Annotated in this window: 10 protein-coding genes; 5 read left to right on the top strand and 5 right to left on the bottom strand. The window is 69.3% G+C overall.

Annotated features, from left to right (window positions below; all coding sequences use genetic code 11):
- The first annotated feature begins 26 nt into the window (after positions 1–26).
- The 3 genes from AB0B98_RS21400 (at position 27) to AB0B98_RS21390 (ending at position 4,723) form a co-directional block, all read left to right on the top strand.
- Positions 27–797, top strand: coding sequence for an IclR family transcriptional regulator (locus AB0B98_RS21400; protein ID WP_357364733.1), 771 nt, complete (start codon positions 27–29; stop codon positions 795–797).
- Between the two features lie 462 nt (positions 798–1,259).
- The gene (locus AB0B98_RS21395) at positions 1,260–2,690 is read left to right on the top strand and encodes an extracellular solute-binding protein (RefSeq protein ID WP_357364731.1); all 1,431 of its coding nucleotides are present in this window, start codon (positions 1,260–1,262) and stop codon (positions 2,688–2,690) included.
- Positions 2,691–2,815: 125 nt separating this feature from the next.
- Positions 2,816–4,723: an ABC transporter permease subunit gene (locus AB0B98_RS21390; protein ID WP_357364729.1), complete on the top strand. Its 1,908-nt coding sequence runs from the start codon at positions 2,816–2,818 to the stop codon at positions 4,721–4,723.
- A gap of 23 nt (positions 4,724–4,746) precedes the next feature.
- Here AB0B98_RS21390 and AB0B98_RS21385 read toward each other — a convergent pair whose 3' ends face one another.
- Both AB0B98_RS21385 and AB0B98_RS21380 read right to left on the bottom strand, forming a co-directional pair.
- Positions 4,747–5,028, bottom strand: coding sequence for a GNAT family N-acetyltransferase (locus AB0B98_RS21385; RefSeq protein WP_357364727.1), 282 nt, complete (start codon positions 5,026–5,028; stop codon positions 4,747–4,749).
- Positions 5,029–5,667 (bottom strand): dihydrofolate reductase family protein, encoded by a 639-nt coding sequence (locus tag AB0B98_RS21380; RefSeq protein WP_357364725.1) that lies wholly within the window; start codon positions 5,665–5,667, stop codon positions 5,029–5,031.
- A gap of 137 nt (positions 5,668–5,804) precedes the next feature.
- On the opposite strand from AB0B98_RS21380, the gene AB0B98_RS21375 reads away from it, so the two are divergent.
- Positions 5,805–6,686, top strand: coding sequence for a LysR family transcriptional regulator (locus AB0B98_RS21375; protein WP_357364723.1), 882 nt, complete (start codon positions 5,805–5,807; stop codon positions 6,684–6,686).
- Positions 6,687–6,866: 180 nt separating this feature from the next.
- Here AB0B98_RS21375 and AB0B98_RS21370 read toward each other — a convergent pair whose 3' ends face one another.
- A complete protein-coding gene (locus AB0B98_RS21370; RefSeq protein ID WP_357364721.1) occupies positions 6,867–7,763 on the bottom strand; it encodes a helix-turn-helix domain-containing GNAT family N-acetyltransferase in 897 nt (298 codons plus the stop codon).
- Positions 7,764–7,790: 27 nt separating this feature from the next.
- The gene (locus AB0B98_RS21365) at positions 7,791–8,951 is read right to left on the bottom strand and encodes a low temperature requirement protein A (RefSeq protein ID WP_357364719.1); all 1,161 of its coding nucleotides are present in this window, start codon (positions 8,949–8,951) and stop codon (positions 7,791–7,793) included.
- 187 nt (positions 8,952–9,138) lie between these two features.
- On the opposite strand from AB0B98_RS21365, the gene AB0B98_RS21360 reads away from it, so the two are divergent.
- Positions 9,139–9,603, top strand: coding sequence for a hypothetical protein (locus AB0B98_RS21360; RefSeq protein ID WP_357364717.1), 465 nt, complete (start codon positions 9,139–9,141; stop codon positions 9,601–9,603).
- A gap of 68 nt (positions 9,604–9,671) precedes the next feature.
- On the opposite strand, the gene AB0B98_RS21355 is transcribed toward AB0B98_RS21360, so the two are convergent.
- Positions 9,672–12,071 carry a glycosyl hydrolase family 65 protein gene (locus AB0B98_RS21355; protein ID WP_357364715.1) on the bottom strand — a complete coding sequence of 800 codons (2,400 nt, stop codon included), beginning with the start codon at positions 12,069–12,071 and terminating at the stop codon, positions 9,672–9,674.
- Between the last annotated feature and the right edge of the window lie 20 nt (positions 12,072–12,091).

Genomic DNA, 12,091 nt, shown 5'->3' with positions numbered 1-12,091 from the left:
GCCGGCACTGCGAAGGGACTATCGACATGCCCCGTGTGGTACCGGCACTCAACCGCGCACTCGACGTCCTCGAACTGTTCCTGGACTGCCCCCAACTGTCGGCCCGCCAGGTGATGGAGCGGCTCGACCTGCCCCGCACCACGGTCCACGAACTGCTCGTCACGCTTGAGGCTCGCTCGTACCTGATCTCCGTACCGGGTCAGCCGGTGCAGTATCGGCTCGGCATGCCGCTGTTCCAACTCGGCGCGGCGTTCGCGGGCCGGCTTGATCTGGTACGTGAGGCGCAGGGCGTCGCACGGGACGTGGCCGCCGCGTGCGACGAGGCGGTTCATGTGGCGGTACGCGACGGCGCCGACGTCATCTACCTGGTGAAGTTCGACAGCACCCACCCCGTTCGGATGGTTTCCGGGGTCGGGCTGCGGCTGCCCGCCCACTGCACGGCGGTCGGCAAGGTACTGCTGTCGGCCCTCGATCAGGCGGACCTGGACGCCGTCCTGCAAAAGGAACCCCTGCCGGGCATGACGCCGGACAGCATCACCGACCCGGACCTTCTTCGTGAGCAGCTCGAACGTGTCCGGGTGGAGGGCGTCGCTGTCGACGTTGGCGAGTCGGACAGCGCGATGCGCTGCGTCGCCGCGGCGATCCGGGACCATACCGGTGCCGTCATCGCTGGGATGAGCCTGTCCGCGCCGATCATTCGCTGGACGCCTCAGGTGCAGGTGGAGTGGACCGGGCTGGTTCGCGAGGGCGCGGCCGAGTTGTCGGCTCGGATGGGTCACCGGGCGCAGCCTCGTTAGCCAACCTCCCGCTTTCGGCTCGAAACAACATCGAAACATTGACATCGCTCTCCACGCTGCCTTAGCGTCGCGACCACTCGATCCGGTATATCGAACCTGGTTCGAAATCTCGAACGGCGGTGGTCCCGTGACCCGACCGAACTGGAACGTCAGCGCTGCTTCCTCGGCCCGGTCGTCGATCGCCTCGACCTCGTCGCGCTACCCGGCGAGCGACACGCGGATTCTCTCGCGCGGCCCACACGGACGCCAAGGCAGGACGACGGTGAACGGCGGCACGAACGAGCCCGCCGGCACCGTGGCAACCCGACGCATTTCGACAACGAGCACGCGAACGCGCTGATCGATGGGGGCGACGCGTCTCTGGTCGCCGTCATGGACACGCCTGGAGCACGAGCATCGCGGTGTTCGTCAGACAGGCCTTCGGCGTGCAGAGGTGCGGAGACTTCAAGGAGGCGAATGTTCATGGAGATCAAACCGGCATGGTCCCGGCGCGGCTTTCTGGGGATGGGAGTGGGGGTGCTCGGCGCGGCCGGTCTGGCCGCGTGCGGGGGCGAGTCCGAATCGCCCAGCAAGGTGCAGCCGGAGGTTCCGCAGGAGCTGATCGACGCCGCGGCGGCGATGAAGGGCTCCTCGATGGGCATGCTGTCGCAGAAGCTGTACTCGACGGCGGCGAACGAAGCCCTCGACAGCTCGATCAAGAAGTTCGCCGACACCACCGGAACGAAGATCGAGAACAGTCTGGTCCAGGCCGACGCCGGTGACGTGGTGGCCAAGATCGACGCCGAGGTCAAGGGCGGGGTGGCCCGTGACCTGGCGTTCATGACCGACTCGCGGTTCGTCGCGCAGTTCCAGGCGCTGGGCGACCTGGAGGACGTGACGGACGTCGTCAAGGCGCTGACCGCCAAGTACGGCGAGCCCTGCGCCGAGGCCAAGAACTTCTGCGTCTTCGACGGCAAGTGGTTCGCCATCCCGTACCACTTCATCGGGATCGGGTCGTTCCTGCGCAAGGACTGGATGCAGGACAAGGGCATCACTCCCAAGGACATCTACAGCTGGGAGGAGCTGCGGGACCTGTGCCTGGAGATCTCCGATCCGGGCAAGCGCCGGTTCGGCTGGGGCATGACTGTGAACCGGTCCGGTGACGGCAACGGCATGATCGAGGCGCTGATCAACGCCTACGGCGGGTCGATCGCCGCCAACGACGGCCGGAAGGTCACCTTCAACAGCCCGGAAACCGTGCAGGCGGTGACGTTCCTTGGCGACATCTACACCAACCCCAAGTACAAGCCGATGCTGCCGCCGGGAATCGCGAGCTGGACCGACACCAGCAACAACGAGAACTGGCTCGCCGGGATCCTCGGTTACACCCGCAACCAGTTCAGCGTCTACGCGGACTCCAGGACCAAGAAGAACCCGGTGCACGAGAACACCCACGTGTTCTCCGACTGCATCGGGCCGGCGACCGACAACCCGCTGCTGCTCGGCCAGTCGCAGGGCTTCGTCGTCTTCAAGGGTGCCAAGAACCCGGCGCTCGCCAAGCTCCTGGCTCAGTACCTGGTCAGCGCACCAGCGCTGCTCGGTGTGGCGAAGGAGGCACCCGGCCTGGTGATGCCCGCCTGGGAGAAGGTCTGGGATGCCGACCCGTTCTTCACCAGCGGCGACCCGGCGTTCCCCATGCTGCGCAAGATCACTGAATTGAAGCTGCCGCTGAACACGAAGAACGGCCTGGCCTTCCCGCAGAAGGCCAGCGCGGGCCAGCAGGCGGTGGGGTCGGCCTACGTCCTCACCGACATGATGCAGCAGGTGGTGCAGGGCACAGCGCCGGCGCAGGCCGTGACGGCCGCCCACGCGAAGATGGTGCAGATCTTCAACCAGCAGGGGCTGCCACAGTGAGGTCAGTCCGTCCTGCGCGGGTCCCGGCGGCGAGGAAATCCTCGCCGTCGGGGCCTGGCTCCCTCACCGCGGTTCAGCGGCGGCTGGGCCGCGACTGGCGACTCGCTGCACTGTTCCTGGCGCCGATGGCAGTGCTGGTCGGCGGGCTGGTTCTCGTGCCGATCGCCCGGTCGATCATCACCAGCACCACGGAACGGCACGGGCAGGACAGCGTCTTCGTCGGCCTGGACAACTACCTCGCGCTCGTCGGCGACGACCAGTTCCACACCGGCGTGGTGAACTCGTTCGTATTCACCGCGTACGCCGAGGTCTTCAAGGTCGTGCTGGGGTTGGCCGCGGCCCTGCTGCTGCACCACCGCCGTCGTGGCCGGGCCGTGCTGGCCGGGCTGCTCCTGGTGCCGTGGGTGGTGCCGACGGTGGTGACGGCGTTCAGCTGGCGCGCGCTGCTCGACCCGATCTTCGGCAGCGTCAACACGCTGCTCACCGCCACCGGAATCGGGCCGCTGCTGGCCAGCGCGCACCTCGTCGACAGTTGGCCCGCGGGCTGGCTGTCCGACCCGTCACTGGCCATGCCGTCGGTGATCCTCGTCAACGTCTGGAAGGGAGTGCCGTTCTTCACCGTGTGTTTCCTCGCGGGGTTGAAGGCCATCCCAGCGGACCTCTACGAGGCGGCGACAATCGACGGCGCCTCGTCGTGGCAGCGGTTCAAGAGCGTGACGCTGCCCGGACTGCGCCACGTGATCACCGTGACGGTGACCCTGTCGTCGATCTGGACGTTCAACAACTTCGACCTGGTCTGGTTGCTGACGCAGGGCGGCCCTGGCGACGTGACGGCGCCGTACGTGCTCATCGCCTACTCCAAGGCCATCCTGCAACTCCAGTACGGCGCAGGCGCGGCGGTCACGCTCGTCATGCTGCCGATCATCGGCGGGCTGGTGTTCGTCCTGGTCCGGTTGTTGCGCCAGGACACCAACATCAAACTGCCCCGGCGACGCCGGACAGCGCAGTGGATCGGCGCACGGCGGTGGGCCGCGCCGGTGCGGAAGGCGCTTCCGTGGGTCGTCGCCGCAATGGTCACCGGTCTGCTGGCCTGGGCGTCACCGCAGATCTTCTGGAAGGCGGCGGTGGTCCTCGGTGTGATCCTGCTGATCGCGGCGGGGGTCGGCCGGGTGGTCTCGACCCTCCAGTCCCGAGGTGGTCGCCGGTCGTCGTCAGTGGTGTCGGGCCTGGGTTCCTGGGCCGCGCTGGCCGGCCTGCTCTTCTTCGTGCTGGGCCCGCTGTACTGGATCGCCGTCACGGCCTTCAAGTCCGAGGGCCAGGTCGTCATGCGTACCGACGACCTGTGGCCGACGCCATGGACGCTTGAGCAGTTTGGCGCGCTGTTCGACAACCAGCCGTTCGGCCGCTGGTATCTCAACACCCTGCTGGTGTCGGCGGCGTCGACCGCTGTGGCACTGGTCTGCGCCGCCCTGGCGGGCTACGCGCTGGCCCGGCTGCGGTTCCGTGGGGCGCAGGGCTTCACCGTCACTGTGCTGCTCACCTACGTGATGCCGGGCGCGCTGCTGTTCATCCCGCTGTATCAGATGCTCATCGGCGCCCGGCTCACCGACTCGTTGTGGTCCCTCGTGGTGACGTACCCGACCTTCACGCTGCCGTTCGCCACCTGGCTGCTGGTGGGGTACTTCTCGTCGATCCCCATCGAGTTGGAGGAGGCCGCGCTTGTCGACGGTTGCAGCCGCATCCAGGCGTTCGGCCGGGTGGTGCTGCCGCTGGCCAAGCCAGGGCTGCTGGCGGTTGCGCTCTTCACCCTGACCAACGCCTGGAACGAGTTCCTCTTCGCATTCGTGTTCATCACGAAGGACGAGTACAAGACGCTCCCGGTGGGGATGCAGTCGATGATCGCGGGGGACGTCGTGCCGCAGGGACAACTCGCCGCGGCGTCGCTGCTCGTCAGCATCCCTGTAGTGATCATGTACGCCCTCGGGCAGCGTTTCCTGACCGAGGGGCTCACCGCGGGCGCGGTGAAGGGCTGATTGGGGGCAGCCTGTCGCTCGCGCTACCAGGCCATGTTGATGGCCCGCTCGAAGTTGCCGTAACCGGCGCGGGCGAACGCCCTTGCCATGGGTACGTTGCCCAGGTCGGTGGCCGCGCGGATGCGTGGGACCCCCTCGGCGGCCAGCGTTCGGGTGCCTTCGGCGAGAAGGCAGTCGACGTACCCGTGGCCCCGGTGCTCCGGAACGACGCCGAGGTAGGCGATCCCGGGTGGTAGGCGTTGCGGGCGGGAACGACGAACCCGACGGGCTCGCCGTTCTCGCCCAACGTGCCGACGCGCCACCACTCACGAGGGCTGGAGTATGTGGCGAGTTCCTGCTGACTCGTTTCCGGTCGGTGTGCGCGTGTAGGTGAGGAAGAGAGCGCCACTGTCCAGGACTGTGTGGTCGGTCAGGTGCCAGGCGCGTGGTGCGAAGACGGCGTCGCGGCCGAAGAGCGGGATGCCGGCGCCAATGGTCAACGGGGCAAGCTTGATGATCAGCTGGTCGATCTCGGGGTAGAGGGCACCGGCCAGCGCGCCGCCGCCGATCACCCAGACGTCCCTGCCGTCGTGCCGCTTCAGCTCTCGTACCGTGGCGATGGGGTCCTGGCCGATGACCTCGACGGCCGGGTCCGGGCTGCTGCCCAGCGTGCGGGAGAACACCAGGTGGCGCAGGTGCGGGTACGCGTCGGTCACGCCGGCCTTCAGGCCCACCTCGTACGAGTGACGCCCTTCCAGCACGGTGTCGAACCGGCTGCCCTGGTCGGTGATGCCGAACGCCTGCCGGGCCGGACCGGGAAGGGTCTCCGGGTACTCGGCGACGAGGTGACGCAGGTAGTCGTCCGGGACGGGCCAGAACCCGCCGGGACCGGTGGGGTCGGCGCCGTCGGGACCGGCGATGAAGCCGTCCAGGGTGGCGGCGATGTAATACACGAGCTTGCGCACGACGATCTCCTCGTTCAGGCTGCCGGATGCTGTTCGGCGACGACGTCCGTCAGCCTGCCCGGCGAGGCACCGGGCTACAAGATCACAACCGGTAACGTGCCATAACCCTTCGCTAATGGGTGGATCGGGAACAGCACATGGAACTCCGCGACATCGAGATCTTTCTGACCCTGGCGGAGGAACTGCACTTCACCCGTACCGCCGAGCGGCTGCACGTGACCCAGGCCCGGGTCAGCCAGGCGATCAAGAAGCAGGAACGCCGGATCGGCGCCGCGCTGTTCGAGCGGAACAACCGGCAGGTGAAACTCACACCGATCGGCCAACGGCTCTTCGACGACATTCAGCCCATGTACCGAGGTCTGCACGAGGGCATGGACCGGGCCAGGCTCGCCGCCCGGGGCAAGACCGGGGTGCTGCGGGTCGGGTCGATCGCCGTCAACCTCCATGATTTCCGCGAGCTGTTCGACGGGTTCGCGAAGGAGCACAGTGAGTGCGAGGTGCAGATCCGGCATGTCGACTTCGGCGACCCCTTCGGTCGGCTGCGCGCCGGCGACATCGACGTGCAGATCGTGTGGCTGCCCGTCAAGGAACCGGACCTCACCGTCGGCCCGGTGATCTACACCGAACCCATAGTGCTGGCCGTCGGGGCGACCCACCGGCTGGCCGGCCGGAAATCGGTCTCCTACGAGGACCTGGCGGACGAGACGGTGATGGGCGGGGCCCGGCCGGACTACTGGCGGGAGATCCTGGTACCAGTACGCACACCCAGCGGACGGTTCATCCCGATCGGCCCGTCGGTCTCCAACTTCCAGGAGATGATCCCGATACTCGCCACTGGCGAAGCCGTCTCGCCCGTGCACGCCCAGGCTGCCCGCTACTACGCGCGGCCGGACATCGCCTACGTGCCCATCCACGACGCCCCGCCGGCCCGGTGGGGGCTGATCTGGCGTACCAGTGGCGAGACGGAACTCATCCGGTCGTTCGCCAGCACCGCGCACCGGCTCAGCTCCATCGGGTAGCCCGACTGACTCCCCCTGCCCCATGGTACGAATGCCGCAGAGCGCGCATAAACCACAGGACGGGCGAGCGGATGACGACGAGTGGTGCGGGCAAGCTGCTGCGCAAGCCCGGGGATCCGCAACGGGCCACGAGAACGCCCAACTGAGCCGCCGTCGCCACCTGGATAGCCCTCGAGGCCGTCACTGCCTGAGCTGTTTCTCGAACCAGTGGTGGGCGTAGCGCTCGGTGTTGTACGCCTCGATCTCCCGGTAACCGGTCGCCCGGTACAGGGCGATCGCCTCGGTGAGGTTGCGGTTGGTGTCCAACCGGACCGCTGGCGCGCCGCGCTCGGCGGCGTACCGTTCCAGCTCACCCAGCAGCCGCCGCCCGACGCCGAGCCCACGTACGGTGTCGGCCACCCACACGCGTTTGATCTCGGCGGGCGCGTCGGGGTGGAGTTTGACAGCGCCGCAGCCGATCGGTTCGCCGTTCAGCGTGGCGAGCAGGAGAACCCCGTTGGGCGGGACGAGCGCGTCGTCGTGGACCGGGTTGCTCAGTGCGGGGTCGAAGCCGTCGTCGAATCGTCGAGCGATGTCGCGGGCGTAGGCCCGCAGGCACGCGCGGGCTCGCCTGTCACTCGGCGGGCATGGCTCGATGACGACCATCGAGCCGACGAGCAGCCGTTCGACATCGGCCATGGCGGTGACGAGTCGTTCGCGACCGTGTTCGGTGAGTGGTTCGAGGATCGAGGCGGCGAGATCGTCCGACCGCTGGTCGAGGTCGGCCCACTGGGTCCGGCCGGCGTCGGTGAGGGTGGCGACGCGGACCCGGCCGTCGCCGCCGGTCTGGTCGGCCGGTCCGACGGCGATGAGGCCGTCGTTCTCCAGGGCGCGCAGGAGCCGGCTGAGGTGTCCGGAGTCCAGGCCGAGCCGGGCCCGCAGCGCGGCGACCTCGGCACCGTCGGGGCCGATCTCCCAGAGCAGCCGCGCCTGCCCCAGGGGGCGTCCCTGGGCCATGTACTCGTCGTCGAGCGCACCTACCCGTTGGGTGACCGTCCGGTTGAACCGCCGCACGGCGGCGATGAGGGCCGAGTCCATATACCTGACTTTAGTCAGGCTTATTGGCTACGCACCAGATCGGTGGCGGTAGGAACCGATGCCGGCGTGATCCAGGACGACCACCGCGAGCGCCACCCCGGTGGCCACAGCGCTGACCGCCAACAGCGGCAACCGCAGCACGGCCGCCGCACCGGCCAGCACGAACAGGGCGGCGACCCGGGGCCAGGAGAGTCGCCGGTGGATCGCCGCCGAGAAGAGGATCCGCCCGACGAGGAACAGCGTCGGGCCGCTCAGAATGACCACGACGGCTGTCGTGTCACCGGTCCGCAGGGGGTGGGCGATGCTCAACTCGGCGCCGACGGCGGTGACCACCAACCCGGCGATCATCACCAGGTGCAGATAACCCGTGATCACGCCGAGCCGGGCCGGGTCGGCGCGCTCGATGGCCGGGCCGAGGCGCTGGCCGGCGGGCGTGACATAGAGCAGACCGATCAGCACGGCGATGGTGAAGACCAGCAGAAACGCGACGGTCTGTGGGAAGTGGAGGTCGGTGCCGGCGTACGACAGGCCGGCGACCAGAACGAGTTCGCCGAGCGCAATGATCATGATCTGCTGGTACCGCTCGGCGAAATGCTCACCGGCGAGGTGCAGCTCCTCCCGTCTGGTCCGGCCCATCCCCGGCGTGGGCCAGCCGAGCCGGGGACCGATGAGGTCGAGGGCGAGGGCGAGCAGCCACAGCGGCACCCGCCACTGCGGCAGCAACCCGCCGGCGAGCCACGGCACGGCCGAGACGCTGAACCAGCACAGGATCCGCAGCGTCCGGATCTGCCGCGGATGACCGCGCAGCCCGACGGCGGTGACCACGCCCCGGGCGATGTGCACCGAGACGTACGCGCCGGCGAAGAGCAGCCCCCGCCCGTCCAAGGCCTGCGGGATCGCCACCCCGGCCAGCAGGGCGCCCAGCGCGGCACCGACCAGCAGCCACCGCACCGCCGGGCTCTCCGGGTCGTACCAGTCGGCGAACCAGGTGGTGGGCACCCAGATCCACCAGACCCCCGCCAACAGCAGGGCGGTGTGCAGCGCGCCGACCATGCTGAGGTCGTGCAGCAGGTGGGCGGCCAACTGACTGAGCGCGAGCACGAACGCCAGATCGAAGAACAGCTCCAGAAACGACGCGCTCAGCGGCGAGTCGCCGCCCCGCAGCAGCCGTTCGGGTCTGCTCGCCATCGGCGCTCCTCCCGCTGGCGCACGCCCTGCGTCCGTCGTACCACCCGAGACCGTCCACCGGAGGCGAAAGCGCTGTCAGCGGCGGACCGCGGCGACGACCCGCTGGCCCCTCGTGTCGTTGATCCGGCTGCGCCCATGGTCACCACTGGCCACGGTGGGGGCACCGACTCAACGAGGAGGGACGCCGATGACCGCTCAGCGCGAGACAGTCCAGGTCGACCACGACCTGTTCCGCGCCGTGTACGACTCGCCCGCATCACTGCCCGGCCGACACCGCTGGACCACCCCCGAGTCGGACGTCCGGCGGCTGGAGAAACTGCTCGGCATGCCGGCGCGCAGCATCGGCGCGCCGCTCTGGGTCAGCGGCGACGAACCCGACTGCCCGAAGTGCCGGCGGCGGATCACCTGGTACGACATCGTCTCGTCGGCGCTCTCCGGCCTGCACGACAAGGCCATGATCGCCACGGTCATCCTGGGCGAGCGCAAGTACGTCAACACCGAGATCCCGGATGCCATCGCCGGGGTCCGCTGCTCCGACTGTCACACAGCCATCGACGGTCTGCGCAGCTTCAAATGCCACAACTGGGCGTACGCCTTCGAGGCGCTGGAGGACGTCCGCGAGCGGATGGCCGGCGGTCCCGCCCCGACCTGAGCCAGCGCCGCGCCGACCTGGGACGAAGCCTGGCGGGCCGGAGCCGAAGCTGCGGCGGTCGGGGCGGCTCAGTCGGCTGAGCGGCGGGTGGGGCGACGGCCGGGCGGGGAGGGCGGCTCCGGGCCGGGGTCGGGCACCGGCGGCATCGGCCGGCTGACCGGTTCGGCAGCGGTGAGCCGCAGCGACTCGCCGTGGTGCCACAGTTCGACCTCGGCATCCGCGGCGGCGTCGGGCAGCTCGTAGCGGGCCTCGGCCGGAGTCAACGTGACCCGCAACCGGTGACCGCGCCAGCGCAGGCTGAACGCCAGCCGGTCGATCCGGCGCGGCAGCCGGGGGTCGAAGGAGAGCACCTCCCGGTCGTCGCGCAGCCCACCGAAGCCCTGCACCAGCGCCAGCCACGCGCCGGCCAGCGAGGCCAGGTGCAGCCCGTCGGCGGTCTTGTCGCCCAGGTCGGCCAGGTCCTGAAGGACCGACTCGGCGAACAGGTCGTACGCCAGATCCAGGTGCCCGACCTCGGCGGCCAGCACGGCCTGCGGTGCCGCCGACAGCGACGAGTCGCGGACCGTCCGAGCCTGGTAGTAGGCCAGGTTGCGGGCCTTCTCGTCGGCGGTGAACTCACCGGGGCAGAGCTGCATGGCCAGCACCAGATCGGCCTGCTTCACCACCTGCTTGCGGTACAGCTCCAGGTACGGGAAGTGCAGCAGCAGCGGGTAGTCGTCGTCACCGGTGTTCGCGAAGTCCCACTCGGGCTGTTCGGTGAAGCCGGCTGCCTGCTGGTGCACCCCGCGCTCACTGTCGTAGGGGATGGCCATCGCGTTGGCGGCAGCCCGCCAGCCCGCCACCTCGTCACGGTCCACGCCGAGCCGGCCGGCCAGCTCGGGATGTCCCTCGGCGGCGTCCGCCGCGCCGCGCAGATTGCGCTTCGCCATCAGGTTGGTGAACACGTTGTCGTCGACCAGCGCCGCGTACTCGTCCGGGCCGGTCACCCCGTGCAGGTGGAAGTCGCCCTCGTCCGACCAGTGGCCGAAGCCGTGCCAGAGCCGGGCGGTCTCCACCAGCAGTTCCAGGCCCGCCTCGGTCAGGAACCGCTGGTCGTCGGTGGCCGCCACGTAGCGCAACACCGCGTCGGCGATGTCGGCGTTGACGTGCAGCGCCGCGGTGCCCGCCGGCCAGTAGCCGGAGCATTCCCGGCCGCCGATGGTGCGCCACGGGAAGGTCGCGCCGCTCAACCGCAGTTCGGCCGCCCGCTCCCGCGCCTCGGGCAGGTGAGCGTGCCGCCACCTCAACGCGGAGCGGGCCACCGCCGGGGCCAGGTAGGTGAGTACCGGGAGGACGTAACTCTCGGTGTCCCAGAGGACGTGCCCGTCGTAGCCGTTGCCGGTCAACCCCTTGGCCGAGATGGTCCGGTCGGAGTCCGGGCGACCGGCCTGGATCAGGTGGAACATCGCGAACCGAACTGCCTGCTGAAGCTCCGGATCGCCGTCGAGCCGCACGTCGGCGACCTGCCACGCCGCGTCCAGTGCGGCGCGCTGGTCGGTGAGCAGGGCGTCGAAGCCGTCCGCGCGCGCCGCGTCCGCCTCGGTGGCGACCAGGGCTGCCAACTCGTCGGCGGGCGTCGCGTCGAGAGTCGCCCACTCGTAGGCGGCGAACTTCGTCAGCCGCAACCGCTCCCCCGGGTGCAGGCGACCCGCCACAGTCAGCCGTACCCGGTCGGGCGTGCAGTCACCGCTGGTCGTCACAGTGCCCGGGCCCTCCAGCAGGTGACTGACCGCGACAGCGACGCGCTGGCCGCTGCGCTCGGTGCGGTGCACCAGCACGCCGTCGAGGCCTGTCGCACGGTACGTCTCGGCGGTCAGCGGGTCGGTGGGCACCGAGGCGGCCCGAGGGTCGTCCGAACGCTGCGGCACCTTCTCGTTGGCCAGCAGGTCCGAGCAGACCCGCAGCTCAACGGCGGTGTCCAACGGTTCGACCTCGTACCGGACGGCGGCCACCGGGCGACGCGGCAGGGACACCAACCGGGTGCTGCGGATGCGGACGCCCCGCCCGGCCGGTGAAATCCACTCGGTCTCCCGGCGCAGCACGCCGGTACGCAGGTCGAGCACCCGTTCATGACTGCGCAGCGTCCCGGTCCGGAGATCCAGCGGCTCGTCGTCGACCCAGAGCCGGATCAGTGCGGCGTTGGGTGCGCTGATGACTGTGTCGCTGGCCTGCGGAAACGCGTACCCCTCCTCGGGATAGCTCAGCTCGCGCCGCTCGTGGAAGCCACTGACGTAGCTGCCCGGCATCCCGCACGGGGCACCCTCGTCGAGCACCCCACGCCAGCCGATCCACCCGTTGCCCAACGCGAAGACCGACTCGGTCTCGCCGAGTCGGTCCACGTCGGCTGCGGTGCGCCGGATCCGCCAGGTCTCGTCATCGGCAGTGGGGGCGCTGGACCGATGTTGATCGGTGGCCGAACCGGTCTGCACTGGGCCTCCTGTCGATGTCC

Origin of the sequence: Micromonospora sp. NPDC048947, from assembly GCF_040649495.1 — a bacterium.
Classification (GTDB): domain Bacteria; phylum Actinomycetota; class Actinomycetes; order Mycobacteriales; family Micromonosporaceae; genus Micromonospora; species Micromonospora alfalfae.
The sequence above is the reverse complement of the archived record's forward strand: the minus strand, read 5'-3'. Positions and strand labels throughout refer to the sequence as shown.

Excerpts from the sequence above, each read along its gene's own strand:
- AB0B98_RS21400 (WP_357364733.1), top strand. The coding sequence starts at position 27 with ATGCCCCGTGTGGTACCGGCACTCAACCGCGCACTCGACGTCCTCGAA.
- AB0B98_RS21395 (WP_357364731.1), top strand. The coding sequence starts at position 1,260 with ATGGAGATCAAACCGGCATGGTCCCGGCGCGGCTTTCTGGGGATGGGA.
- AB0B98_RS21390 (WP_357364729.1), top strand. The coding sequence starts at position 2,816 with ATGGCAGTGCTGGTCGGCGGGCTGGTTCTCGTGCCGATCGCCCGGTCG.
- AB0B98_RS21375 (WP_357364723.1), top strand. The coding sequence starts at position 5,805 with ATGGAACTCCGCGACATCGAGATCTTTCTGACCCTGGCGGAGGAACTG.
- AB0B98_RS21370 (WP_357364721.1), bottom strand. The coding sequence starts at position 7,763 with ATGGACTCGGCCCTCATCGCCGCCGTGCGGCGGTTCAACCGGACGGTC.
- AB0B98_RS21365 (WP_357364719.1), bottom strand. The coding sequence starts at position 8,951 with ATGGCGAGCAGACCCGAACGGCTGCTGCGGGGCGGCGACTCGCCGCTG.
- AB0B98_RS21360 (WP_357364717.1), top strand. The coding sequence starts at position 9,139 with ATGACCGCTCAGCGCGAGACAGTCCAGGTCGACCACGACCTGTTCCGC.